Genomic DNA, 26,257 nt, shown 5'->3' with positions numbered 1-26,257 from the left:
AACCATCATGATTCTCAGAAAACTCTTCGGCTTCGTCGCGACCGCCGTCATCCTTCTCGTCGCGATCCTGATCGGGCGCTCGCTGTGGGTGCACTACATGGACGATCCGTGGACGCGCGACGGGCGCGTCCGTGCCGAGATCGTCAACGTCGCGCCGGACGTATCGGGCGCGATCGTCGAGCTGCCCGTGCATGACAACCAGCTCGTGAAAAAGGGCGACCTGATCATGCAGATCGACCCGTCGCACTATCAGATCGCGGTCGAACAGGCGCAGGCGGCCGTCGCCGCCCGCCGCGCGGAGCTGCAAATGCGCCGCGACGATGCGGCCCGCCGTGCCGACCTCGACGCGCTCGTCGTGTCGAAGGAAAACCGCGAGAACGCGGCGCACAGCGCATCGAGCGCCGATGCGCAGTACCAACAGGCGCTCGCCGCGCTCGATGCCGCGAAGCTCAACCTCGAACGCACGCGCGTGGTCGCGCCGGTCGACGGCTACATCACGAACCTGCAGACGTTCAAGGGCAACTACGCGGTGGCCGGCCAGGCGAAGCTCGCGATCGTCGACAGCCATTCGTTCTGGGTCTACGGCTACTTCGAGGAAACCAAGCTGCCGCGCGTGAAGGTCGGCGCACCGGCCGAGATGCGGCTGATGAGCGGCGGCGTGATGAAGGGCCACGTCGAGAGCATCTCGCGCGGCATCTACGATCGCGACAACCCGCAAAGCCGCGACCTCGTCGCGGACGTGAATCCGACCTTCAACTGGGTGCGCCTCGCGCAACGCGTGCCGGTGCGCATCCGCATCGACGAAGTACCGGCCGACGTGGTGCTGTCGGCGGGCACGACCTGCACGGTCATCATCGATCCGGACAAGCAGAAGAAATCGTGATGATGCGACGGCCGGGCGACGCCCCGCCCGGCCGCGTCACTCCCAGAAAAACCGGTAAGGCAGGAACGGCGACGGCCCGAGCCCGTATTCGCCGAGCATGTTGCGCAGCCGCATCGCGAAACCGATGGCGCCGATCACCACCAGCACGACGATCACGTGCCGGCGCCGGATGCCCGGCACGTGCTGCAGCGGCACGAACTGACAGCCCATCGCGAACAGCACGAGCCACTGGAAGCGCAGCCCCGCGTAGCTGACTCTGGCGAGCGCGAAGCTCGCAATCTCGCAAACGAACAGGAATACGAGCGTGCGCGGCATCCGCGCGAGCAGCATCCAGGCGGCCGCGAGCGTCAGCAGCGCAAGCGCGAGCGGCGCGCCGCCCGACATCTGCGCAGGCGGCGTGAACGCCGCGTACAGGCCGACCTTCGCGAGCAGTGCATCGTGATGCATCGCGAACAGCACGCCGCCGATCGCGAGCGCCAGCCCCGCGTAGCGCAGCCGGTGCAACCGTCGGATCTGCAGCAGCACGACCAGAAGCACCGCCGACACGTGCATGCTGGTCGCCGCCGCAGCCAATGCGAACGACACGCCGTGCCGTCTGCGCGCCCACGCGTCCGACGCGAGCTTCGCGACACAGAACGCGATGCCGTAGCGCAGGCCGCTCATCGCCATGTCGTAGAAGAACAGCGGAAAGATCAGCGTGGCGAACACGCATGCGTCCTCGGCGCTGCGGCCGAACGCGGTGACGCATGCGACGACGACCAGCAGCGACAGAATCGCCATCGCGACGTACGGCTCGTGCCCGAGCCACCCGAGCGCGCGCACGAGCCAGACGAAACCCGGTTCCAGCGTGCGCGGCACGACCTTCAGATTGCCGCTCCAGATGCCGGCGATGATGTCGTGGTAGATCGCCGTGTCGGTGCCGGTCCTGCCCCGCAGCAAGGCGAACGCGGCGGCCGGCGCGATGCCCGCCGCGAGCCATCGCCACGCGGCCACGCGCGTGCGCATGCCGATCGCGGCGGACGCGAGCATCCACAGGTATCCCGTCAGGTAAATCGTAATCGTCATTGTCGTGACCCGGCTGGCGTGCCGTCGCACCGAGGAGTCGGTACGGGCGCGCCGCGGGTTCTGGCCCCCAGCTATGTGGACGCGCATTGTAAGGGATTGCGCGCGGGCCGACCGCCGGGTTTGTCACGGATCGACAGCGCGCCGCCGGCCTGCGTGGCGCAGGCGGCGCGCGACGGAGCGGGATGAAACGACGCTCAGGCCGCGATGCGAAAGCGTCCGACCAGCGACTTGAGTGCTTGCGCCTGCTCGTCGAGCGCATTCGCTGCGGCGGCCGCCTGTTCGACGAGCGCCGCATTCTGCTGCGTGCCGGCATCCATTTGCGTGACGGCGCGGCCGATTTCGTCGATTCCCGCGCTCTGCTCGTCCGATGCCGCGGAGATCTCGCCGATGATGTCGGTCACGCGCTTGACTGCCCGCACCACGTCGTCCATCGTGCGGCCCGCATCGTGTGCGAGCGCCGCGCCGTTCGCGACGCGCTCGACCGACGCGCCGATCAGCGTACGAATCTCCTTCGCCGCGGTCGCCGCGCGCTGCGCGAGCAGCCGCACCTCGCCCGCGACCACCGAGAAACCGCGCCCCTGTTCGCCCGCGCGCGCGGCCTCGACCGCGGCGTTCAACGCGAGAATGTTGGTCTGGAACGCGATCCCCTCGATCGTGCCGATGATGTCGCGAATGTTCTTCGCGCTGTCGTCGATCTCGCTCATCGTCGCGACCACGCGCCCGACGACTTCGCCGCCCGCCTCCGCGACGGCCGACGCATTGGCCGCGAGCGCGCTCGCCTGGCGCGCATTCTCGGCGTTCTGCCGCACGGTCGACGTGAGCTGCTCCATGCTGGCCGCCGTGCGTTCCAGCGCGACGGCCTGCTGCTCGGTGCGCCGCGACAGGTCCAGGTTGCCGGTCGATATCTCGCCGGACGCGGCCGCGATCGCCTCGGCGCTGACGGCGATCTCGCCGACGGTCGCCGCGAGCCCGGTCTGCATGTCGTACAGCGCACGCACCATGCTGTCACGGTCGTGCCGGGCGAGCGTTATCGGTCTCGTGAGGTCGCCGCGCGCGATGTCGGCGGCGATCGCCTTCGCGTCGGCCGGCTCGCCGCCGAGTTGCGACGCCAGGCGGCGCACGACGCCTTCGGCAATTGCGATCGCGAGCACGATCAGCGCGGCCGTCATCGCCGCGATCATCGCGAACGATGACGAGAAGATCGTTGCGGACGCATCGAGCGTCGCCTTCGACTTCGCGCCGCGCGTCTTCACGAGCATCGCGACGAGTTTCTCGAGCTTGCCGGTCTCGACCAGCAGCGACACGTCCTGCGTGCCGACCTGCCAGTTCATCTGCGACAGGTCGAGCGGCTGCGCCTGCACGAGCGTGACGAAATCGCGCAGATGGCCGCTCCACGTGCCGACCGCCATCGCGAACGCGCGCAGTCGCGCGGAATCGTCCGCATCGGCCGGATCCGCGTAACGCTGCAGCGTCGCGAGCGCCTGGCCGATTGACGCGAGCCCGGCGCCGACCTCGGCGCCCAGATCGTCGCGTTCCTTCGCGGTGGTCGCGGTCAGCAGCATCTTCTGTGCGCGGCTCGCGCGCAGCACCTCGGCGCGCACTTCCTCCGCCGCCCGGCTCGCGACGTGCCCCTGCTCGTAGACCGACGCAATCGACGCGTTCAGGCGGCTGATCTGCCACAACGAAAACACGCCGATCGCGAGCGTGCCGGCCAGCAGGATCGCGAACGCGGCGCGCAAGGTCGCCTTGACCGTCCACGGCCGGCGTTCGCGCCGCGCTGCGCGCGCGCGCCGTGCGGCGGGCCTGGCGACTGCGTCGGATGCGGCGACGGCCGCATCCGGCCGCGGATGCAATGAAGCTGCTTTCATCGATATATCCCCGTATTGATCATGCCGCCGGAAAGGTCGGTTCCGGCAGCCGGCATTCCCGCGATGGCCCGCCATGCCGCGCGCGCTGCGCCGGGCCGGCTCGTGGCCGTGCCGCACGCAGGCGCCCCTGTGTTGTCGTTGCGTCCTTCTACGGCCGCCCGCGGCGCGCCTTGAGTCCGGGCAAACACCGATCCGGCCGCACGCGCCGCGAATAACAGGCGCGCCGCAGCGTTATACCCGGCCAAAAAACGGCGTCATGGCCGAATCGTCACAGCAATGTCCGAATCGCGACAAAAGTTGGCCTGACATTCTCGATCCGCCACATTACACTTCTTTGACGCAACAACGATTCGAACGCGCCGATCCCCATCAGAGCGCGTCCCATCACCTCAACTCGCTCAGCTCACATGGAAACCAGCCTCGATACGGGCGCCGGCGCAACCGCCGCAGCCCAGCCGTCTGTCCCGCCCGCTCCGCGTACCGTCTACCCCGTGCTCGGCGCGATCAGCTTCTCGCACATGCTCAACGACATGATCCAGTCGTTGATCCTCGCGATCTATCCGATGCTCAAGAGCCAGTTCGCGCTGTCGTTCGCGCAGATCGGCCTGATCACGCTGACCTACCAGATCACGGCGTCGCTGCTGCAGCCGCTCGTCGGCCTGTACACGGACAAGCGGCCGAAGCCGTATTCGCTGCCGGTCGGGATGGGCTTCACCCTTGCCGGGTTGCTGCTGATGTCGGTCGCGCAGAACTTCCCGATGCTGCTGGTGGCGGCGGCGCTGGTCGGCTGCGGCTCGTCGGTGTTCCATCCGGAATCGTCGCGCGTCGCGCGGATGGCGTCAGGCGGCCAGCACGGGCTCGCGCAGTCGCTGTTCCAGGTCGGCGGCAACGCTGGTTCGGCACTCGGGCCGCTGCTCGCCGCGCTGGTGATCATTCCGCACGGCCAGCACAGCATCGCGTGGTTCTCGGCGGCGGCGCTCGTCGCGATGGTCGTGCTCACGCAGATCGGCCACTGGTACAAGAAGCATCCGTCGATGAAGAAAAAGGCGGCGGCGGCCGGCCATCCGACGCTGTCGCAGGCCCGCGTGCTCGCCGCGATCGGCGTGCTGGTGCTGCTGGTGTTCTCGAAGTATTTCTACCTCGCGAGCATCAACAGTTATTTCACGTTCTACCTGATCGACAAGTTCCACCTGTCGGTGCAGGCCGCGCAGATCCACCTGTTCGTGTTCCTCGCGGCAGTCGCGGCCGGTACGCTGATCGGCGGGCCGGTCGGCGACCGGATCGGCCGCAAGTACGTGATCTGGGTGTCGATTCTCGGCGTCGCGCCGTTCACGCTGCTGCTGCCGTACGCGAACCTGTTCTGGACGAGCGTGCTGAGCGTGATCATCGGCGTCGTGCTGGCGTCGGCATTCGCCGCGATCCTTGTCTACGCGACGGAGCTGATGCCCGGCAAGGTCGGGATGGTCGCGGGCCTGTTCTTCGGCTTCGCGTTCGGCCTGGGCGGCGTCGGTGCCGCCGTGCTCGGCCAGCTCGCCGATGCGACGAGCATCGCGTTCGTCTACAAGGTGTGCTCGTTCCTGCCGCTGATCGGCGTGCTGACGGTGTTCCTGCCGAACCTCGAAAGCAGCCGGCGCAACAAGGCGTGACGAACCGGCCGCGGCATGCGTGCCGCGGCCGGTCGGATCGATGGGAAAGTGTGCGACGGCGGCTTCAGGCCGCCGTCGTCGCATGCAGCGTCAGGAAACGCTTGAGGATGCCGGACGAATAGCTGCTCGCGATCGCCGACAGGAAGTGCGAGAACGACTGCGTCGCATGATCGTCGGCCGTATCGGAGATCGTGCGCACGATGGCGAACGGCACGTCGTGCTCGGCACACACCTGCGCGATCGCCGCCCCTTCCATCTCGACCGCGAGCGCGTCCGGCAACGCTTCGCGCAGCGCGACGACTTCGCGCTCGCTCGACACGAAGCGGTCGCCGCTGATGATCAGCCCGCCGTGCAGCGTCGAGCCGGCCAGCCCGAAGCGCTCGGCGAACTGCGCGCCTTCCTCGGCGACGAACAGCGTGCACGCGGCCTTCAGACGAGCCGTCAGCACGGCATCGGTCGCGAACCGCGTGATGCCGAGCAACGGCACCTCGTAGCGCGGAAACAGCGGCGATGCATCGAGATCGTGCTGCAGCAGCAGATCGGCAACGACGACGTCGCCGACGCGCACCGTGCGCGACACGCCGCCGGCGACGCCCGTGAACACGATGCCGGACACGCCGAACACATGAATCAGCGCGCTGACCGTCGCGGCGGCCGCGACCTTGCCGACCCGCGCGAGCGTGACGACGCAGGCCGCGCCATGCACGGTGCCGACGTGATAATCGCGGCGGCCGAGCGTGATCGTCTTCATCGCGCCTTCGGCGCGCATCGCGGCGATCAGGTCGCCGAGCTCCTCGGGCAGCGCGGCCAGAATGCCGAGCGGGCGCGTCGAAACCGCCTGAACCATGTCGATGCTCATCATTCCACCGCCTGCAGTTTCGCGACCGCCAGCGCGAGCCATTTCTCGCCGTGCCGTTTGAACTTCACCTGCGCCTTCGCGTCGGCGCCGTTGCCTTCGAGCGCGGTGACCGTCCCCTCGCCGAACTTGGTATGGAACACCTGCTGGCCGATGCGAAAGCCGGTGTCGGCCGCGCGCTGCTTGTTCGCGAACGCCGGCAGCGGCGCGGTGACCGCCGCGTCGACGACCTGCTCGCGACTGCCGCCGCCCGGCCGCGCGAACCAGTCGCGCCCCCAGCCGGCGTTGTCCGAGCGCCCGCCCCAGCGCGAGCCCGCCTCGACCTTCGGCGTGAGCCACTTCAGCACGTGCTCCGGCAATTCGTCGAAGAAGCGCGAGCGCACGTTGTAGCGCGTCTGGCCATGCAGCATCCGGCTCTGCGCGAACGACAGGTAGAGCCGCTCCTTCGCGCGCGTGATCGCGACGTACATCAGCCGGCGCTCTTCCTCGAGACCGTCCGATTCGAGCACGCTGTTCTCGTGCGGGAACAGCCCTTCCTCGAGGCCCGTGATGAACACGGCCGAGAATTCGAGGCCCTTCGCCGCGTGCACCGTCATCAGCTGCACCGCATCCTGGCCGGCCTGCGCCTGGTTGTCGCCGGCTTCCAGCGACGCGTGCGACAGGAAGCCCGCGAGCGGCGTCATCGTGTCGGGATTCTGCGCGGGGTCGTCGAGCGGTGCCGGATCGAGCACGTCGATCGCCGGATCGTCCGCGTCCACGCCGAGCTCCGGCGCCGCGATCGCGCCCGCGCGCAGCGGAATCGAGCGGGCCGGCGCATCGAGCCCGTAACCTTCCTCGCTGACGAACGCGGTGGCCGCGTTCACGAGTTCCTGCAAGTTCTCGAGGCGGTCCTGGCCTTCGCGCTCGCCCTGGTAGAAATCGGCGAGGCCGCTCGCGCGCACGACGTATTCGACCGTCTCCGGCAGGCTCATGTGCTGCGTGTCGGCGCGCATCTTCGCGATCAGGTTCGCGAACGCGCCGAGGCTCGTGCCGGCCTTGCCGGTGACGTACGGAATCGCCGCGGCCATCGAGCAGTCGTACAGGCGCGCGGCGTCCGCGAGCTGCTCGATCGAACGCGCCCCGATTCCGCGCGTCGGGAAATTCACGACGCGCACGAACGCGGTGTCGTCGTTCGGGTTGTCGATCAGCCGCAGGTACGCGAGCGCGTGCTTCACTTCCTGGCGCTCGAAGAAGCGCAGGCCGCCGTACACGCGATACGGGATGCCCGACGTCATCAGCGTGTGCTCGATCGCGCGCGACTGCGCGTTGCTGCGATACAGGACGGCGACTTCGCTGCGCGACATGCCGGTGTTGATGAGCGAGCGGATCTCCTCGACGATCCAGCCGGCCTCCTGCGCATCGGTGCTCGCCTCGTACACGCGCACGGGCTCGCCATGGCCGGCGTCGGTGCGCAGGTTCTTGCCGAGGCGATGCGAGTTGTTCGAGATCAGCTGGTTCGCCGCATCGAGGATGTTGCCGTGCGACCGGTAGTTCTGCTCGAGCTTGATCAGGTTGCGCACGCGGAATTCGTCTTCGAAGTCGCGCATGTTGCCGACGTTCGCGCCGCGGAACGCGTAGATCGACTGGTCGTCGTCGCCGACCGCGAAGATCGCGTTCTCGCCGCCCGCGAGCATCTTGAGCCACGCGTACTGCAGCTTGTTGGTGTCCTGGAACTCGTCGACGAGGATGTGCCTGAAGCGCGCCTGGTAATGCGCGCGCAGCGGCGCGTTGTACGCGAGCAGCTCGTAGCAGCGCAGCAGCAGCTCGGGGAAGTCGACCACGCCCTCGCGCTGGCACTGCTGGTCGTACGCCTGGTAGAGCTCGACGAACTTGCGGTTGAAGTTGTCGGACGCGTCGACCTTGTCGGGACGCAGCCCCTGCTCCTTCGCGTTGTTGATGAAGTACTGGACGTTCTTCGGCGGATATTTCTCGTCGTCGACGTTCGCCGCCTTCATCAGCCGCTTGATCGCCGACAACTGGTCGGCCGTGTCGAGGATCTGGAAGGTCTGCGGCAGCCCGGCGTCGCGCCAGTGCGTGCGCAGCATCCGGTTGCACAGCCCGTGGAACGTGCCGATCCACATGCCGCGCGTGTCGATCGGCATCATCGCCGACAGCCGCGCCATCATCTCGCGTGCCGCCTTGTTCGTGAAGGTGACGGCCAGCACGGTGGCCGGCGACGCGTAGCCCTGCTGAATCAGCCACGCGATGCGCGTGATCAGTACGCGGGTCTTGCCGCTGCCCGCCCCCGCGAGGATCAGCGCCGGTTCGTTCGGCAGCGTGACGGCGGCGTATTGTTCAGGGTTCAGATTGGCGAGCAGATCGGGCATGGAGCGGCAGCGGACGTGCGAGAAAAATGCGGACCCGCCATTATAAGTCGGCCGCGCGATGCCGTTTCCGATCGATTCGGCCGCGTGCCGCCGCCCGCGTCGTCGCCCCTCGCGGCCTGCCCGCGCCAGCCAGCGATGGCTGGCCGATGTGCATCCATTTATAATTGTCAGATTCGGCATCCAATTCACGCATTTTTCGGCAGATTTCCAACCATGAGCGACAGCACGCTTGCGAAGAGTTTCGAGCCCCACACCATCGAGTCCCAATGGGGGCCGGAGTGGGAAAAACGCGGCTATGCCGCCCCGGCATTCGATCCGGCACGCCCCGATTTCGCGATCCAGCTGCCGCCGCCGAACGTCACCGGCACGTTGCACATGGGCCATGCGTTCAACCAGACGATCATGGACGGCCTCGCCCGCTACCACCGGATGCTCGGCGAGAACACGCTGTGGGTGCCCGGCACCGACCACGCGGGCATCGCGACCCAGATCGTCGTCGAGCGCCAGCTCGATGCGCAGGGCGTATCGCGCCATGACCTCGGCCGCGAGAAATTCGTCGAGCGCGTGTGGGAATGGAAGCAGCAATCCGGTTCGACGATCACCGGCCAGGTGCGCCGTCTCGGCGCGTCGACCGACTGGTCGCGCGAGTATTTCACGATGGACGACAAGATGTCGGCCGCCGTGCGCGACGTGTTCGTCACGCTCTACGAACAGGGCCTGATCTACCGCGGCAAGCGCCTCGTCAACTGGGATCCGGTGCTGCTCACCGCGGTGTCGGATCTCGAGGTCGCGAGCGAGGAGGAAAACGGCCACCTGTGGCACATCCGCTACCCGCTCGTCGACGGCTCGGGTTCGCTGACCGTCGCGACCACGCGCCCGGAAACGATGCTCGGCGACGTCGCGCTGATGGTTCATCCGGAAGACGAGCGCTACGCGCACCTGATCGGCAAGCTCGTCACGCTGCCGCTGACGGGCCGCGAGATCCCGGTGATCGCCGACGACTACGTCGACCGCGAGTTCGGCACGGGCGTCGTGAAGGTCACGCCTGCGCACGACTTCAACGACTACCAGGTCGGCCTGCGCCACAACCTCGCGCCGATCGAGATCCTGACGCTCGACGCGAAGATCAACGACAACGGCCCCGAGCAGTATCGCGGCCTCGACCGCTTCGACGCGCGCAAGGCGATCGTCGCCGATCTCGACGCGCAGGGCTTCCTCGATTCCGTGAAGCCGCACAAGCTGATGGTGCCGCGCGGCGACCGCACCGGTGTCGTGATCGAGCCGATGCTGACCGACCAGTGGTTCGTCGCGATGACGAAGCCGGCGCCGGAAGGCACGTTCAACCCGGGCAAGTCGATCACCGAAACGTCGCTCGACGTCGTGCGCAACGGCCAGATCAAGTTCGTGCCGGAAAACTGGACGACCACCTACTACCAGTGGCTCGAGAACATCCAGGACTGGTGCATCTCGCGCCAGCTCTGGTGGGGTCATCAGATTCCCGCGTGGTACGGCGAGAACGGCGAAGTGTTCGTCGCGCGCGACGAGGAAGAGGCGCGCGCGCAGGCCGCCGCCAGGGGCTACACCGGCGCGCTCAAGCGCGACGAGGACGTGCTCGACACGTGGTTCTCGTCGGCGCTCGTGCCGTTCTCGTCGCTCGGCTGGCCGAACGAAACGCCCGAACTGAAGCACTTCCTGCCGTCGTCGGTGCTCGTCACCGGCTTCGACATCATCTTCTTCTGGGTTGCCCGGATGGTGATGATGACGACGCACTTCACCGGCAAGGTGCCGTTCCATACCGTCTACGTGCACGGCCTCGTGCGCGACGCGGAAGGCCAGAAGATGTCGAAGAGCAAGGGCAACACGCTCGACCCGATCGACATCGTCGACGGCATCGACCTCGAAACACTGGTCGCAAAGCGCACGACGGGCCTGATGAACCCGAAGCAGGCCGCCACCATCGAGAAGAAGACGCGCAAGGAATTCCCGGACGGCATCCCCGCGTTCGGCACCGACGCGCTGCGCTTCACGATGGCGTCGATGGCGACGCTCGGCCGCAACGTGAACTTCGACCTCGCGCGCTGCGAAGGCTATCGCAATTTCTGCAACAAGCTGTGGAACGCGACGCGCTTCGTGCTGATGAACTGCGAAGGCCACGACTGCGGTGCCGACAAGCCCGAAGTCTGCGGCGCGGGCGACTGCGGCCCCGGCGGCTACCTCGACTTCTCGGCGGCCGACCGCTGGATCGTGTCGCTCCTGCAGCGCACCGAGGCCGACATCGCGAAGGGCTTTGCCGATTACCGCTTCGACAACATCGCCACCAGCATCTACAAGTTCGTGTGGGACGAGTACTGCGACTGGTACCTCGAACTCGCGAAGGTGCAGATCCAGAACGGCACGCCGGAGCAGCAGCGCGCGACGCACCGCACGCTGCTGCGCGTGCTCGAAACCGTGCTGCGCCTCGCACACCCGATCATTCCGTTCATCACCGAGGCGCTCTGGCAGAAGGTCGCACCGCTCGCCGGCCGCTACCCGCAAGGCAAGCGCGAAGGCGAAGCGTCGCTGATGACGCAGGCGTACCCGGTCGCGAACCTGCAGAAGATCGACGAGGTGTCCGAACAATGGGCAGCCGACCTGAAGGCGATCGTCGACGCATGCCGCAACCTGCGCGGCGAGATGAACCTGTCGCCGGCGACCAAGGTGCCGCTGCTCGCGGCCGGCGACGCCGAGCGCCTGCGCTCGTTCGCGCCGTACGTCCAGGCGCTGGCGCGCCTGTCGGAAGTGCAGATCCTGGCCGACGAAGCGACGCTCGACCAGGCGGCGCACGGCGCGCCGATCGCGATCGTGGGCCCGAACAAGCTGGTACTGAAGGTGGAGATCGACGTCGCGGCCGAACGCGAGCGCCTGTCGAAGGAAATCGCGCGCCTGACGGGCGAGATCGCGAAGTGCAATGCGAAGCTCGGCAACGAGGCGTTCGTCGCGAAAGCGCCGCCCGCCGTGGTCGAACAGGAGCAGAAGCGCGTCGCCGAATTCCAGAGTACGCTGGACAAGCTGCGCGCTCAACTCGATCGGTTGCCTGCGTAACAAACAGTAAGGTCGTTTGCGTTCACTATAATCGGAACGTGAACATAGACTGTCTGACAAGTCGATTACAGGAATAAAGGTTCGATCATGTTGAAAGTCACCAAGGCGGTATTCCCCGTCGCCGGTCTCGGCACGCGGTTCCTCCCGGCAACGAAGGCAAGCCCGAAGGAAATGCTGCCCGTCGTCGACAAGCCGCTGATCCAGTACGCGGTCGAGGAAGCGATCGCCGCGGGCATCACGGAGATGATCTTCGTGACCGGCCGCAGCAAGCGCGCGATCGAGGATCACTTCGACAAGTCGTACGAGGTCGAGGCCGAACTCGAGGCGCGCGGCAAGGAAAAGCTGCTCGAGCTCGTGCGCAGCATCAAGCCGAGCCACGTCGACTGCTTCTACGTGCGCCAGCCGGAAGCGCTCGGCCTCGGCCACGCGGTGCTGTGCGCGGAAAAGCTCGTCGCCGACAACCCGTTCGCGGTGATCCTCGCCGACGACCTGCTCGACGGCAACCCGCCCGTGATGAAGCAGATGGTCGACGTGTTCGACCACTATCACAGCTCGGTGATCGGCGTGGAAGAGATCCCGCCGTCGGAGACGAAGTCGTACGGCATCGTCGACGGCAAGGAGTGGGAAGAGTCGATCGTCAAGATGTCGGCGATCGTCGAGAAGCCGGCGCCGGAAGTCGCGCCGTCGAACCTCGGCGTGGTCGGTCGCTACATTCTGAAGCCGCGGATCTTCGAGCACCTGCGTGCACTGAAGCCGGGCGCGGGCGGCGAGCTGCAACTCACCGACGCGATCCAGGCGCTGCTCGCCGACGAACAGGTGCTGGCCTACAAGTATCAGGGCACGCGCTACGACTGCGGCAGCAAGCTCGGCTACCTGAAGGCGACGGTCGAGTTCGCGCTGCGCCACCCGGAAGTCGGCACCGAGTTCGACGCGTACCTGCGCGCGCGCGCCAACGGCCAACCGGCCGCCTGAACGCGGCACGGGCCGGCCCCGCCCGCGCGGCGGCCCGCCCTCGCCTCACGGCCGGCGCGTCAGCGCGCGGCGGCCGACTTCACCGAGACGACGCCCGGCATTGCGCCCGCGTCGTCTTTTTTCGTCTTCACGAGCCAGCCGTCGCCCTGCTCGAACGGCAGCTTCGCGAGCGCACTCTTCACGAGCGTCGGCGCCGCGTGCTGCGTGCCCGCATCGCGATCGCGCATCGACGCCGACACGCGATAGACATCGGCGCCCGACTTCGCATCGACGAAACGCAACGTCAGCACGTGGCGGTACACCTTGCCCGCGAACGGCAGCGGGAGCGGCGCCGGCCCGTCGACGGTCACGCACGCACTGCTTGCCGCGCCGCACTGGTCGGCCGTCGCCGCGACCGACGCCGGCTGCGTCGCGTTCGCGATCGACAGCCGGTAGCGCGCAGCCTGGCCACGCTGCGCGTCGAAGCCGCGGTGCGCGAGCTCGTCGCGCACGAGCGTCTCGATCTGCCGGTACTCGGCATCGTCTGACTGAGCGGCCGTGCGAACGAAATCGTAGGTGTGCGAACCGGATGCGAACGCATTCGACTGCCCGAGCGCGCTCACGCCGGTCGTGACGCCGGCGCAACCCGTCAACAGCGCCACCGCCAGCGCGGTCGCTGCCCATTCCTTTCTCATGACTTCCCCCAAATGCCAGCCGTCGCGCCCGGCCCTGTCAGGCGGACGGCTCGTCGATCGCGGGCAGCGACACCGTCACCGCGGTGCCGACACCCACTTCGCTGTCGACCGTCACGCTGCCGCCGTGGCGCGTGACGACCGTCTTCACGAATGCCATGCCGAGCCCGGAGCCCGAGATTTCGGGCCGCTCGCCCGCATGGAATCGCTTGAAACGCTCGAACAGATGCCGCTGATCTTCCGGCGAGATGCCGTACCCCTGATCGCGAATCGTACAGGACATCCGTTTCGATGCGTGCTCGACCGTCAGCGTACACGTGATCACCGTGTCGGACGGACTGTATTTGACTGCATTGTTCAACAGGTTCACGAATGCGCGCGTGATCAGCGAGCGGTCGGCACGCGCCCAGCACATGCCGGTGCCGACGTCGGTCTCGATGCGGATGCGCTTGGCCTGCGCCTGCGGCCAGACTTCGTCGCTCGCGTCGATCAACACGTCGACGAGGCTGGTCGGCTCGAGCTGATACGCCTGCGACTCCGCGCGCGCCAGCTGCACGAACTCGTCGGCCAGCGACAGCGCCCGGTGCGCGTACCGCTCGATGCGCGCGAGCAGCCCGCGCATCGCGTCGGTTTCGACGCGATCGCGCTCGATCTCGACGAGCGCGAGGATCGACGACTGCGGCGAGCGCATGTCGTGCGACAGCAGGTGCAGCGCCTCCTCGCGCTGCCGCTCGGCCGCGTGCAGCTCGGTCACGTCGACGAGCCCGGCAATCCAGCCGGTCACGTGCCCCTGCGCATTGGTACACGGGGCGTAGCGTAACAGATGGTCGAGCCCGTCGCGATCGCGCACCTCGATGCCGCGCGCCATCGCTTCGTCTTCGGCGCCGAGCGTCGGATCGAGCGCGTCCGGCCAGTGTTCGCGGATCGTGACGTCGTGCTCGGCGTTGCCGTCGACGGTCTTCATGAAAGTCAGCTCGCCGAGCGCGGCGCGCAGCGGCCGCCCTTCCGGCACCGGCAGCGCGAGGCGCGCGCCGTAGCGCTTCGCCGCATGGTTCGCGATCAGCACGGTGCCGGCCAGGTCGGTGACGAAGATCGGCTCCGGCATGCTGTCGAGACTGTCCCATACGAAGCGCTTCATGTCCTGCACGCGCTGCGCGGCCTGTGCCATCAGCGCCATCTGCCGCTCGAGCACGTCGCCGCCGACGCTGCGCGTGCGCGGCGCCTCGGGCAGCAGGTGCGGCTCGTCGGCAAGCCGCTGCAGCTCGCGGCGCAGGTACGACATCGTCATTTCCAGGCGCCGCCAGTTCCAGATCGGGTAGACGGCGATCAGCCCGAAGATCGCCGGCGCGGGCGACAGCCACACGCGCGCCTCGAACAGCAGCGCCATGCTGGCGACGACGGACAGCGCGGCCAGGCTCAGCGTCAGCAGCAGCGCACGCCACGGCGACAGCATCAGGAAGCCGCCCAGCAGCACGGCGAGCGGCAGCAGCGATGCGGCGAAGATCCACGCACGAGACGCGGGCAGGATCGCGCTGCCGGTGGCCAGCATGTCGAGCACGTTCGCGTGGATGTACACGCCGGCAAGCGGGCCGAAATCGCCCGACACCGGCGTCGCGAAGCGGTCGTAGAGGCCCGATGCGGTGACGCCGACGACGACGATCTTGCCGCGCAGCGCGTCGGGTTTCACGCGCCCTTCGAGCACATCGTCGAACGACAGCGTCGGATACGCGGGCGTATTGCGGCTAAACGGGATCAGGTAGCGGCCCTCGCCGCTCGCGTCGCGCGACAGGTCGTGCGCATTTGCGCCGGGCACACCGCCGACCGGGTGCAGCCGGCCGGCCTGAATCGCCCGAAAGACGGGCACCATCAGTTGCGGCCAGCGCACGCGCCCGTCGCTTTCGAACAGCGCGACGCTGCGCACGATACCGTCGGGATCGACTTCGAGATTGATGTGGCCGAGGCCCATCGTGCGCGCCGCCAGCTCCGCCACCGGCGGATCGACGGTGCGCGTGCCGTCCGCCTGCTCGGGGCTCAGCAATACGGGCAGGAAGGTCGGCACATGGGTCATTGCATCCGCGAACGCGCGATCCTCCGGCGACTGCTCGGTAAACAGCACGTCGTAGACGACCGCGGCCGGCTTCGCACGCGCCAGCGTGTCGAGCAGCCGAGCGTGCACGCTGCGCGGCCACGGCCAGCGGCCGAGCGCGGACACGCTCTGGTTGTCGATATCGACGACGACGACGTCGGGCGACAACGGCAGGCTGCGCAGCATCAGCAGCCGATCGTAGATGAGCCCGTCGACGCTCGACGAGAACCGGCCGAACGCGCACGCGAGGATCACCGCGATCCCGAGGCAGCCGATCGCGATCCATTCGATCAGGAAGCGGCGGCCGAGGCGCCGCCGCGGGGAAACGGAGTCGGTTTTCATGCGCCGCGGGTCAGCGCGACAACGTGAACGCGCTGACCGGACTCGTCTTCTGGTAGAACTTGCCGCCCTCGAACTCCTCGACCGTCACCGCCCAGTAGTAGTCGCCGGGCGGCAGGTGCGCGACCGTGATCCGCCGTGCCTGCAGGCCCATCTGGTCGACGACCGGCGCGCTCAGGTCCTTCGAGCGCGACAGCACGAACCGGTAACGCGCGTCCTTGCCCGCGCCATTCGGCGACCAGCGGAACTCATAGCCGTTCGGGCCGGGCGACGCGGTCGCATCGAGCCCCATCAGGCGCCGCTCGAACGCGTAAATGTGCGGCATGCCTTCGAGGCCGTTGTCGTCGATCGCGGAAATCCGGACGAAGTACGTCCCGTTCGGCACCTCGCGGAATACCGCGCGCGACGAAACGGTGCGCGTTTCGCTGAACAGTTCGAGCATGCCCGCATCGCGCGCGAGTTGCAGGTGATACGCGTGCGCCCGCTCGAGCGGCACGATGTCGAACGTGAGGTCGGACTCGTCCTGCACCTTGTCGGGATGCGTGAGCGCGGGTGCCGGCAACAGTTGCACGGGTGCGCCCACCGCGCCGGACGACGTCGAGACGCTGCCGAAGTTCGCATGCACGAGCGTCGGATCGGCCGGCTGCTGCTTGCCCGCGACGCCGACGGTACCGTCGAGCACCTCGACGCGCGTGGCGGCGTTGCCGGCGGCGTCGTAGTTCACGCGGAACCGCGTGCCGCGCACGCCGGCGACGACCGACGGCGAGCGGATCTGGAAGCGGTCGTCGCGCTTCTTCAGATGCGTGACCTCGCTGTCGACCGAGCCGCGCGTCAGCTCGAATTCGCGATCGAGCGTGCCGGTCAGCACGGTGCGGCGCAACGTCTTCAGGGCCAGCTGACTGTCGGGCGGCAGGCTCATGTGCGTGCCGTCGGCCAGTTCGAGGGTCAGGAAGCCGTTCCCGCCGGTGCGTACGCGATCGCCCTCGGTGAGCGTCGCATCGCTCACGAGCGGCGCATACGCGGCGCCGGACGCGCGCTCGACCGTGCCCTGCACCGCGACGACGCGCGCGGTCAGCGTTTCCCTGCGCAGGCGCGCGACGGGCAGCTTCAGCGCGACGCCGGGCTGCAGGCGCTTCGGCGCAGGCACGCCGTTGATCTGCTGCAACAGCTGCCAGTCGTCCGCGCCCTGCAGGTAGCGCGCGGCGACGTCGTATAGCGTGTCGCCGGCATGCGTGCGGTAGACGACCGTCTTGCCCACGGCGGCGGGCGGTTGCGCGGCGGCCTGCCGTGCCGCGAATGCGAACGCAACTGCGCACGCCGCGTGCAGCGCAGCCGTGCACAAGCGCGCCGTGCGCTGCGTGGTTCTCCGGGTCACTCCGGTTCTCCCTGGCCGACCCGCTCGAGCCGGTAGCCGTAGCCGTAGATCGGCGCGAGGCGGTAGCCGTTTTCCGGACGCAGGCCGAGCTTCGTGCGCAGCATCGAGATGTGCGTGTCCATCGTGCGCGACGGAATGTCGGTCGCCTGCTTCCACACGAGATCGAGAATGTGCGCACGCGACAGCGGCCGGTCGAGGTGCTGGAACAGCAGCAGCGCGAGTTCGAATTCCTTCTGCGTGAGGCTCACGGCCTTGTCGCCGACATACGCCTGTTTCAGGTTCACGTCGAAGCGGAACTGGTCGAACTCGCGAACGGTCGCCTCCGCGTTCACCGGATACGCGCGGCGCAGCAGCGAGCCGATGCGCGCGCGCAGGATCGGGCCCGACACGGGCTTGACCACGTAATCGTCGGCGCCGGCGTTGAGGATCTGCGTGATCCCCGCCTCGTCGTCGCGGCTCGTCATGAAGATGATCGGCAGGCTGTGCTCGGTCTGGTTCGCACGCACCCACTTGAGCACTTCCTCGCCGGACATGTCCGGCACGTTCCAGTCGAGCACGAGCAGATCGAACGTCTCGCGTTGCAGACGCTTCTTCAGGGCCTTGCCTTCCTTGAACGCATAGCATGTGTGGCCAGCGGCCGTCAGCGTTTGACTGACGAAATCCGTCTGGGCCGGGTCGTCATCCAGTACAGCAATTCTCATAGCACCCCGCAAATCGAAATCGATTCGTCCAGTTCAGCTCCCCGCGCTCACCCCGCGCGGCACGCACGCGGCCTTCGACACCGGCCGGCGAGCCGTCGTTGGCCGAGCACGCGAGCTGCGCCGCACGGCACCCCGGCAACATATCTCAAAAACGGGGCACGGACGAACCGACGATTTCATCATAGTAGTATGAAATTCGCCAAGAAATTGCGCGGACTACGGTCCTTTATTCGAATAATCCTTCCCGCCGCGTGATCGCGCGCCTAGTCGGCGCCTGTCTCGCCGGCCACCGGCTCGGTCGCGTCATCGGCCGACAGTCGCCGCAACCGCGCGCCCGCAAGCGCCTGCGGCCGTCGCGGCATGGGCTGCCCCTGCCCCAACATCCGCGCCAGTTGGCCGCGCACGCGCTCCCAAGCGGGCGCTGCATAGTCGGGCTGGCTCGCCGCCCATGCCTGCGCGAGATCGAACACGCGCTCGATCGTTGCACCGCAATACGTCAGGCCCGCGCCTTCGTCCTGCGCGGCGCCGCGCAGCCGTTCGTCGAGCGATTCGGCCAGCCACGGCATCTCGGCCGCGGCCGAATCGGCATACGCCTCCAGCGCGGCACGCGCGTGCCTGTCCTGTTGCGGGTCGAGCTCGATCCGGCTCAACCCCGCCACGCGTGCGGGCGCGATGCATTCCGCTGCGGACGGACTTCGAATGGTCCCTGGTCTGAAGGACATGTCCTCTCCCCGTTTGTACGACGGCAGCGTCAGGCATGGCCCCCGTGCCAGCCTCGTATGACGTACCGTGGCCGGCGCGTCGATCCGAGACGGACGACCGGCCGGGCCAGTATACGCAGCCGGCCGTGCGACGAGGTTTAAGAATTGTCAGAGGTGCGGAGAAGACGCGGCCGGGCCGCGACGGGCGCTGCCCGTGCGGGGGCCGCAAGCGGCGCGTGATGCGGACCGTCAGCGGCGGCGCATCAGGAACACGAACGTTTTGTCCTGGGTGGTGACTTCGACGATCTCGTTGCCCGTCTGCTTCGCGAACGCGGCGAAATCGCGCTGCGAGCCCGGATCGGTCGCGAGCACCTTGAGGATCTGCCCGCTCTCCATATCGGCGAGCGCTTTCTTGGCGCGCAGGATCGGCAACGGGCAATTGAGCCCGCGCGCGTCCACTTCCTTGTGAATCTGCATCGGCTTTCGACCTTCGAATGACGCGCCACGCGGGCGCGGGAGGAAGCGGCGATTTTACCGCAGCGCGACCAGCGCCGCCCGAGCGGCCGCCCTCGCCCGTCAGGCAGCCGAGAAGCCGCCCGCGAGCCGCTCGCGCAGGTGCCGCACGAGCGCGCGCGCCGCGCTCGGCACGACCGCGCTGTATGGGCGGATCGCGAAGATGTGGTCGCCGAACGCGCCCGACGGTCGCCAGCCATCGAGCAGCGCGACGAGCCGGCCGGCGTCGAGATCGCGCCGCGCGCTGAAATCCGGCAGCAGCGCGATGCCGAGCCCGCCGAGCGCGGCCTCGCGCATCGCCTCGCTGTTGTTCGCCGCGAAACTGCCGCGCACGGGCACGCTCACGCGCTCGCGCCGACGGCCGTGCGGCTCGAAGCTCCAGGCCGCCGGTTCGTTGTCGCGCAGGTAGCACAGGCAGCTGTGGTCGACCAGTTCGCCCGGGTGGCGCGGCGTGCCGCGCGCATCGAGGTAGTCCCGGCTGGCCACCAGCAATGAACGCGTGTCGCACAGCTTCCACGCGACGTGGGTTTGCGGCGCGGTCGTCGTATGGCGGATCGCGAGGTCGAAACCCTCCTGCGTCAGCGAATGCAGCCGGTCGGACAGGTCGAGTTCGATATGCACGCCCGGATGCTGCCGCAGGAAATCGGGCAAGTGCGGCACGATCTGCTGGCGCCCCAGCGCGACGGGCGCAGTCACGCGCAGCAGCCCGCGCGGTTCGCCGGCCAGGTCCTTCACGCGCGCGAACTGCTGGCCGATCGATTCGAATGCGTCGCGCGTGCTGTCGACCAGCGTCTGCCCCGCGTCGGTGAGCCGCACGCTGCGGGTCGTGCGCCGCACCAGCGGCACGCCGGCCGCCTTCTCGAGATCGGCGATGCGCTGGCTCATCGCGGCCTTGCTGATGCCGAGCCGCTGCGCGGCGGCCGTGAAACTGCCTGCGGCCGCCAGCACCGTCAGCGAATGAATATGCGGCCAGAGCGCCTGGACATTTTGCTGATTCATTCGTCGATTATTCAGAATTCTGAACAGTGAATCAAGTTGCGCGAGCTTCTCCCGCCCCGCCGCTTTGCCTAGACTAGGTTCCGTTCGCCCCCAATCTCAGGAGACACGATGAACCCGGTTCCCGCCTACACGTCCGACGCCGACGTCGGCCACTATGTCGACGGCGCGCCCGTTGCCGGCCGCAGCGGCCGCTTCCAGGACGTCTTCAATCCGGCGCTCGGCCGCGCGGTGCGCCGCGTCGCGCTCGCCGGCGACGACGAGGTACAGCAGGCCGTCGCGTCCGCCCGCGCCGCATTCCCGGCCTGGGCCGACACGCCGCCGATCCGCCGCGCACGCGTGCTGCACCGCTTCCTGCAGTTGATGAACGAGCACCGCGACACGCTCGCGGCGATCATCACGGCCGAGCACGGCAAGGTGTTCTCCGACGCGCAGGGCGAAGTCGCGCGCGGCATCGACATCATCGAATTCGCGTGCGGCGTGCCGCAACTGCTCAAGGGCGACTTCACCGACCAGGTCAGCACCGGCATCGACAACTGGACGATGCGCCAGCCGCTCGGCGTCGTCGCCGGGATCACGCCGTTCAACTTCCCCTGCATGGTGCCGTGCTGGATGTTCCCGGTCGCGCTCGCGACCGGCAATACCTTCGTGCTGAAGCCGAGCGAACGCGACCCGTCGGCGGCGCTGTTCATGGCAGACCTGCTGACGCAGGCCGGCCTGCCCGCCGGCGTGTTCAACGTCGTGCAGGGCGACAAGGGCGCGGTCGACGCGCTGCTCGACCATCCGGACGTGCAGGCCGTCAGCTTCGTCGGCTCGACGCCGATCGCGGCTTACGTGCAGCAGCGCGCGGTGCAGTCGGGCAAGCGCGTGCAGGCGCTCGGCGGCGCGAAGAACCACCTCGTCGTGATGCCCGACGCGAACATCGAGCAGGCGGTCGACGCGCTGATCGGCGCGGCGTATGGCTCGGCGGGCGAACGCTGCATGGCGATCAGCATCGCGGTGCTGGTCGGCGACGTGGCCGACAGGATCGTGCCGGCGGTCGCCGAGCGCGCGCGCAAGCTGGTGATCGGCGACGGGATGTCGCCGGAAGTCGAGATGGGTCCGATCGTCACCGGCGACGCGCTCAAGCGCATCGAAGGCTATATCGAGCAAGGCGTCAGCGAAGGCGCGCAACTGGTGGTCGACGGGCGCGGGTTGCGCGTGCCGGGCCGCGAAGCGGGCTTCTTCACCGGCGGCACGCTGTTCGATCATGTGACGCCCGACATGCGCATCTACAAGGAAGAAATCTTCGGGCCCGTGCTCGGCTGCGTGCGCGTGAAGGACTTCGGCGAAGCGGTCGACCTGATCAACGCGCACGAGTTCGGCAACGGCGTGTCGTGCTTCACGAGCGACGGCGGCATCGCGCGCGAATTCGCGCGGCGCATCCAGGTCGGCATGGTGGGCATCAACGTGCCAATTCCCGTGCCGATGGCATGGCACGGCTTCGGCGGCTGGAAGAAGAGCCTGTTCGGCGACATGCACGCGTACGGCGAGGAAGGCGTGCGCTTCTATACGCGCCAGAAGTCGGTGATGCAGCGCTGGGCATCGAGCATCGGCAAGGGCGCCGAGTTCGCGATGCCGACCGCGAAGTAAGCGCGATGGGCAAGCCCGCCTGCCGGAACTACCGGCGGGCGGCACGCATGCGCAACGCCGGCGTCAGCCGGCCTTCGTGCCGTGGGCGCCGTCGGCGGTGGGCAGATACGACAGCTCGAGGCGGTATGCGAGCGCGACGAACAGGCTCTGCGCGAGACCCATCGTCGCGGTCAGCGCGCGGAACCCGAACGTCGCGCTGTCCTGCACCATCAGCGTCACCTCGGCCTCGCGCGCGAGCGGGCTCATCCGGCTGTCGGTGATCGCGATCAGGCGCGCACCGCGCTGCGCGGCCTGCTGCGCGACCTGCACCGTCTCTTCCGCATACGGCATGAACGAGATCACGATCATCACGTCGCCCTCGCGCACCGAGCGGATCTGCCCCAGATGCATGCTGCCGAGCGCACTGAACAGGCCGATGCGCTTGTCGGTGTGCTGCAGCGCGTAGTCGAGATAGACGGCGATCGGAAACGCGCGGCGCGAGCCGGCGATCCAGATCGCCTGCGTGTCGGCGAGCAGGTCGACGGCCTGCGCGAGCGCCTGCGGGTCGAGCGTCTGCCGCAACTGCTGCATCCCGGCAATGCTGCCCTTGATGAATTCGTCGGCGATCTGCTCGGGCTGCAGGCTGGACGACCCCGATTCGATCACGTCGCGCACTCGCAGGTTGTACGCGCGGCCCGGCGCGATCTGCTGGGCCAGGCCCTCGCGGAACAGGCGCTGCATCTCGGAGAAGCCGGAGAAGCCGAAATGCTTCGCGAACCGCACGACGGCCGACGGCTGCACCCCGCACGCCTCCGCAAGCGACTGGATGCCTTCTAGCCCAAGCTGGTCCCGATGCGTTTCCACGTGACGCGCAATTACCTTCAGGCGATTGCTGAGGCCATCGTACTCCTGCGTCAGATGCTGCAGGAACTGCTCGACGGTGGCGGGAGGTTTCTCGGATGAACTCATCGGATAGCGCGAAGTTGACGGCCCCGATGCGCGCGCGACGCCGACGCACGCCGCCCGGGACTCACCTGTATGGATGCATGAAGGGCGAATTTAATCACGTTTGCGGCACGGACCGCGCCGCACGCTCGCTCCCACGCGCTCGATCATCACCTGCACACGCTCCACGGCGATACTGAAACGATTTTCCAACGCTCTCGCCGTGCCGTAAAGATCGGGACGTTTACCGACGCGGACGCGAACGCAACGCCGGTGGCCGCCGCCGCTGGCCGATGGCGCGCACCGGCCAGCCGTGGCTCAACGATAGTCGACCCACACGCCGCCCGCATCGGCGGAGCGCACGCAGTTCTCGACCCAGCGCACGCCCTCGACGCCGGCATGCACATCCGGAAAACGGATTTGCTTCAGTGCCTGCGCATCGCCGCGATCGGCCGCATCCATCGCGAGTGCGAAGCGCGCGTACAGGTTCGACCATGCTTCGAACAGCCCCTCCGGGTGCCCGGCGCCGATGCGGTCCTCACGCAACGCGTGCGGATGCAGATAGCCCATGCCGCGATCGAGCACCTGCGCGGGTTGTCCCTGGATCTCGTAGCGCAACTGGTTCGGATGTTCGTCCCACCATTCGACGCTCGCCTTCGAGCCGATCACGCGCACCTTCTGCCCGTGCATCGAGCCTGCGTTCACGGCGCTCGACCATACGTAGCCGATCGCACCGGTGTCGTATTCCATGATCGTGAACGCGTTGTCCTCGAGCGGCGCGCGGCTCTTCACGAAGCTTTGCCGCGAGCACATCAGCCGGCGTATCTTCAGCTCGGGCGCCATCACTTCCGAGATGTACAGCGGGTGCGTGCCGATGTCGCCGAGCACGTAGCTCGGGCCCGCGAACTTCGGGTCGACGCGCCAGCGCGCTGCCGCGCTCGCGGCCTCGACGCCCTCGCTGTGGAAACCGTGCGCGAACTGCATCTGCACGATGCGGATTTCGCCCAGATCGCCGCGCGCGATCATCTCGTGCGCCTGCTCGATCATCTGGTGACCTGAATAGCCATACGCGACGCCGACGATGCGGTTCTTCTCGATCGAAAGCCGCGCCAGCGCCTCGGCCTCCTCGGTCGTGAAGCACAGCGGTTTCTCGCAGATCACGTGCAGCCCGGCGTTCAGCGCCGCGCGGCAGATCTCGAAGTGCGTGTTGTTCGGTGTCGCGATCGACACCGCGCGAATGCCGTCGGCGCGCTTCGCCTCGGCCTCGAACATCGTCCGGTAGTCGGGATAGCAGCGCTCGGCGTCGACGCCCAGCTTCACGCCGAACTGCCGCCCTCGTTCGGCATCGATGTCGAACGCGCCGGCAACCAGCCGGAAACTGCCGTCGCGCAATGCGGCCGATCGATGGCTGTAGCCGATCTGGCTGCCGAGCCCGCCGCCGACCATGCCCCAGGGAATCGAATGTCCGAGCAGAATCTGTCCGTCGATCATGATTGTCGTGTTCCTGTCCGTGTTCAGATTTTCATATATTCAGAAGTACCGATCGTCCGTCGCTCACGCGAATCCGGCCGATGCGAGAAACGCGCGGCTCGCCGCGACGTCGCGCAGGCTCGTACCGGCATTGCGCGGGTCGCGCTCCTGTTCGATCGTGATGGTGCCCGCATAGCCGATGTCGTCGAGCGCGCGACGGATCGCGCGGTAGTCGAGCACGCCGTTGCCGATCGGGCACATCACGCCGCGCGCGCAAGCGGCGAAGAATGCGATGTGCTCGCCCATCACCGCGTCGTAGACGGCCGCGTCGATATCCTTGAAATGCACGTAGTCGAGCCGCGCCGCATGACGGCGCAACCACGTCTCGGGATCCATGCCCGAGTAGTACAGGTGGCCGGTATCGAGACACAAGCCGGCGGTGTCGGCCGCGATGTCCACGACGATCCGGTCGATCTCGTCCGCGAACTCGATGTAGCCGCCCGCGTGCGGATGAATCACCGCGCGCACGCCGAATTCGTCGCGCGCGACGGTCGCGATCCTACGGATATGGTCGACCATGCACGCCCAGCGCTCCGCGGACAGCCGCGGCGCGCGATCGGCATGGCCGGCCGCGTAGTCGCGCTCCTCGTGCCCCCAGTCGATTACGACCAGATACGGCGCCGCGTAGCGCTGGCCGGGTTGGGTCGGCAGCGTCGGCAGCCGCGAGATCAGCGCACAGATCTCGCGCGTCTGGCGCAGCAGGTTCGGCAGGTTCTCCGGCGACACCAGGTCGTCGAAGATCGTGCCGGCGGTGATGCTCAGGCGCTGCCGGTCGAGCTCGGCGCTCACCACGTCGAGCTCGAGCGGGATATAGCCGTATGGCCCGAGCTCGATGCCCGAGTAGCCGGCCTGCGCGGCCTCGGCAAGCACGTGCCGCCACGGCGGCAGGTGCGGGTTGTTCACGTCGTCGACGCCCCAGCAGCAGGGCGCGCAGCCGATCTTCATCGTCATGTCGGTCGCTCCGGTGGAAAAACGGCGCGTCGCCGCGTGCGTGGCGACGCGGCCACGGGTCAGGCGCGATAGAACGCCGGGCGTTCGGCCATTGCGATCGGCTCGACCGCCCCGCTTTTTTGGGCACGCACGCAAGCGTCGGCCGCGACCGCCGCCGCATAACCGTCCCACGCGGACGGGCCCGTCAGTGCGCCGTGCCGCACGCCGTCGATGAATGCCTGCAGCTCGACGTCGTACGACGCGATGAAGCGCTCCTTCCAGTCGGTCATGATCTCGACCGATTGGCGCGCCGCATGCTTGAGCCCGACAGCCGGCGGATCGGGCAGCTTCGCGATGCCGTTCTCGCCGACGACTTCGCACTGGATGTCGTAGCCGTACTGGCAATTGACGAAGATCTCGACGTCGATGCGCACGCCGCTCGCGGTTTCGAGCAGCACGATCTGCGGATCGGCGAGATGCGCGCTCGCGTGGCGCGTCTTCTTCGGATAGACGACCTGCGCGCTCGCATAGTCCTCGCCGAGCAGCCAGCGCAGCACGTCGAGCTCGTGGATCAGCGTGTCGGTGATCGCCATGTCGGTCGTGTAGCGCTCGCCGACGGATTGATTGCGGTGCGCGCAATGCAGCATCAGCGGCGCGCCGATCTCGCCGCTGTCGATCACGCGCTTGAGCGCGCGATAGCCTTCGTCGTATGGCCGCATGAAGCCGACCTGCACGAGCCGGCGGCCGTGCGCGACCTCGGCCTCGACGATCCGCATGCAGCCGTCGGCCGTCACCGCGAGCGGCTTCTCGCAGAACACCGGCTTGCCGTGCGCGATCGCGTCGAGCACGAACGCTTCGTGTGTCGGCCCCCAGGACGTGACGAGCACGGCCTCGACGTCGGCGGCCGCGACGACTTCGTGGCCGTCGCCGTAGATTTCCGCATCGAGCCCGTACTTCGTCACCGCATCGCGCGCCTGCTGCGGATCGATGTCGTTGACGGCCACCACGCGCGCGCCGGACAGCGTGCGCGTGAGCCTGCGGATATGGTCCTGGCCGATCGCGCCGCAGCCGATCACGCCGATTTGCAAGGTCATCCGGATATCTCCAGTCTGTCGTTCATCA

The 26,257-nt window shown here is 67.8% G+C and carries 20 protein-coding genes; 5 read left to right on the top strand and 15 right to left on the bottom strand.

Translation table 11 applies throughout. The features are described 5' to 3' along the window. Positions 1-7: 7 nt before the first annotated feature. On the top strand, positions 8-883 hold the full coding sequence (locus WS51_RS17480) for an efflux RND transporter periplasmic adaptor subunit (RefSeq protein WP_059503067.1): 876 nt from the start codon (positions 8-10) through the stop codon (positions 881-883). A gap of 36 nt (positions 884-919) precedes the next feature. On the opposite strand, the gene WS51_RS17475 is transcribed toward WS51_RS17480, so the two are convergent. Beyond that, positions 920-1,948, bottom strand: a complete 1,029-nt coding sequence (locus WS51_RS17475) for an EpsG family protein (RefSeq protein WP_069229525.1) — start codon at positions 1,946-1,948, stop codon at positions 920-922. Between the two features lie 194 nt (positions 1,949-2,142). After that, the gene (locus WS51_RS17470) at positions 2,143-3,816 is read right to left on the bottom strand and encodes a methyl-accepting chemotaxis protein (RefSeq protein ID WP_069229524.1); all 1,674 of its coding nucleotides are present in this window, start codon (positions 3,814-3,816) and stop codon (positions 2,143-2,145) included. Between the two features lie 407 nt (positions 3,817-4,223). Between WS51_RS17470 and WS51_RS17465 the strand changes: the two genes are divergently transcribed. Then, on the top strand, positions 4,224-5,462 hold the full coding sequence (locus tag WS51_RS17465) for an MFS transporter (RefSeq protein ID WP_060339258.1): 1,239 nt from the start codon (positions 4,224-4,226) through the stop codon (positions 5,460-5,462). Positions 5,463-5,526: 64 nt separating this feature from the next. Here the strand turns inward: WS51_RS17465 and WS51_RS17460 are convergent, their stop codons facing one another. Next, positions 5,527-6,324 carry a 5'-methylthioadenosine/adenosylhomocysteine nucleosidase gene (locus WS51_RS17460; protein WP_059545121.1) on the bottom strand — a complete coding sequence of 266 codons (798 nt, stop codon included), beginning with the start codon at positions 6,322-6,324 and terminating at the stop codon, positions 5,527-5,529. Next, positions 6,321-8,684 (bottom strand): UvrD-helicase domain-containing protein, encoded by a 2,364-nt coding sequence (locus tag WS51_RS17455; protein WP_059769411.1) that lies wholly within the window; start codon positions 8,682-8,684, stop codon positions 6,321-6,323. The genes WS51_RS17460 and WS51_RS17455 overlap by 4 nt, the downstream gene beginning before the upstream one ends. Before the next feature lie 213 nt (positions 8,685-8,897). Between WS51_RS17455 and WS51_RS17450 the strand changes: the two genes are divergently transcribed. Together WS51_RS17450 and galU are read left to right on the top strand one after the other, a co-directional pair. Next, on the top strand, positions 8,898-11,765 hold the full coding sequence (locus WS51_RS17450) for a valine--tRNA ligase (RefSeq protein ID WP_069229523.1): 2,868 nt from the start codon (positions 8,898-8,900) through the stop codon (positions 11,763-11,765). An 87-nt stretch (positions 11,766-11,852) separates the two neighbouring features. Next, a complete protein-coding gene (gene galU / locus WS51_RS17445) occupies positions 11,853-12,737 on the top strand; it encodes a UTP--glucose-1-phosphate uridylyltransferase GalU (RefSeq protein ID WP_059448284.1) in 885 nt (294 codons plus the stop codon). A gap of 59 nt (positions 12,738-12,796) precedes the next feature. Here the strand turns inward: galU and WS51_RS17440 are convergent, their stop codons facing one another. The 7 genes from WS51_RS17440 to WS51_RS17410 all read right to left on the bottom strand — a co-directional run bounded on the left by WS51_RS17440 (position 12,797) and on the right by WS51_RS17410 (position 20,122). After that, positions 12,797-13,411 carry a DUF4136 domain-containing protein gene (locus WS51_RS17440; protein ID WP_069229522.1) on the bottom strand — a complete coding sequence of 205 codons (615 nt, stop codon included), beginning with the start codon at positions 13,409-13,411 and terminating at the stop codon, positions 12,797-12,799. Between the two features lie 37 nt (positions 13,412-13,448). Further along, positions 13,449-15,836 carry a CHASE2 domain-containing protein gene (locus WS51_RS17435; RefSeq protein WP_069229521.1) on the bottom strand — a complete coding sequence of 796 codons (2,388 nt, stop codon included), beginning with the start codon at positions 15,834-15,836 and terminating at the stop codon, positions 13,449-13,451. 10 nt (positions 15,837-15,846) lie between these two features. After that, positions 15,847-17,208, bottom strand: coding sequence for a FecR family protein (locus tag WS51_RS17430; protein ID WP_069229520.1), 1,362 nt, complete (start codon positions 17,206-17,208; stop codon positions 15,847-15,849). After that, positions 17,205-17,909, bottom strand: coding sequence for a response regulator transcription factor (locus WS51_RS17425; RefSeq protein WP_006402120.1), 705 nt, complete (start codon positions 17,907-17,909; stop codon positions 17,205-17,207). The genes WS51_RS17430 and WS51_RS17425 overlap by 4 nt, the downstream gene beginning before the upstream one ends. 263 nt (positions 17,910-18,172) lie before the next feature. Continuing rightward, positions 18,173-18,631 (bottom strand): hypothetical protein, encoded by a 459-nt coding sequence (locus WS51_RS17420; protein WP_059503046.1) that lies wholly within the window; start codon positions 18,629-18,631, stop codon positions 18,173-18,175. Positions 18,632-18,859: 228 nt separating this feature from the next. Then, positions 18,860-19,087 carry a sulfurtransferase TusA family protein gene (locus WS51_RS17415; RefSeq protein ID WP_006753156.1) on the bottom strand — a complete coding sequence of 76 codons (228 nt, stop codon included), beginning with the start codon at positions 19,085-19,087 and terminating at the stop codon, positions 18,860-18,862. Positions 19,088-19,186: 99 nt separating this feature from the next. After that, positions 19,187-20,122, bottom strand: coding sequence for a LysR family transcriptional regulator (locus WS51_RS17410; protein WP_059448279.1), 936 nt, complete (start codon positions 20,120-20,122; stop codon positions 19,187-19,189). 108 nt (positions 20,123-20,230) lie between these two features. Here WS51_RS17410 and WS51_RS17405 point away from each other — a divergent pair, with 108 nt between their 5' ends. Then, positions 20,231-21,751: a CoA-acylating methylmalonate-semialdehyde dehydrogenase gene (locus WS51_RS17405; RefSeq protein WP_059448278.1), complete on the top strand. Its 1,521-nt coding sequence runs from the start codon at positions 20,231-20,233 to the stop codon at positions 21,749-21,751. 63 nt (positions 21,752-21,814) lie between these two features. Here WS51_RS17405 and WS51_RS17400 read toward each other — a convergent pair whose 3' ends face one another. The 4 genes from WS51_RS17400 to iolG form a co-directional block, all read right to left on the bottom strand. After that, positions 21,815-22,699 carry a MurR/RpiR family transcriptional regulator gene (locus WS51_RS17400; protein WP_059503042.1) on the bottom strand — a complete coding sequence of 295 codons (885 nt, stop codon included), beginning with the start codon at positions 22,697-22,699 and terminating at the stop codon, positions 21,815-21,817. 294 nt (positions 22,700-22,993) lie between these two features. Then, the gene (locus WS51_RS17395) at positions 22,994-24,166 is read right to left on the bottom strand and encodes a Gfo/Idh/MocA family protein (protein ID WP_069229519.1); all 1,173 of its coding nucleotides are present in this window, start codon (positions 24,164-24,166) and stop codon (positions 22,994-22,996) included. Positions 24,167-24,229: 63 nt separating this feature from the next. Next, complete coding sequence (locus tag WS51_RS17390; protein WP_069229518.1) at positions 24,230-25,156, bottom strand: TIM barrel protein; 927 nt, start codon at positions 25,154-25,156, stop codon at positions 24,230-24,232. Between the two features lie 59 nt (positions 25,157-25,215). Beyond that, positions 25,216-26,229 (bottom strand): bifunctional inositol 2-dehydrogenase/D-chiro-inositol 1-dehydrogenase, encoded by a 1,014-nt coding sequence (gene iolG, locus WS51_RS17385; RefSeq protein WP_059448274.1) that lies wholly within the window; start codon positions 26,227-26,229, stop codon positions 25,216-25,218. Between the last annotated feature and the right edge of the window lie 28 nt (positions 26,230-26,257).

This window comes from Burkholderia territorii, from assembly GCF_001718335.1.
Taxonomy (GTDB): Bacteria; Pseudomonadota; Gammaproteobacteria; order Burkholderiales; family Burkholderiaceae; genus Burkholderia; species Burkholderia territorii.
This window is presented reverse-complemented; position numbering and strand designations above follow the sequence as displayed.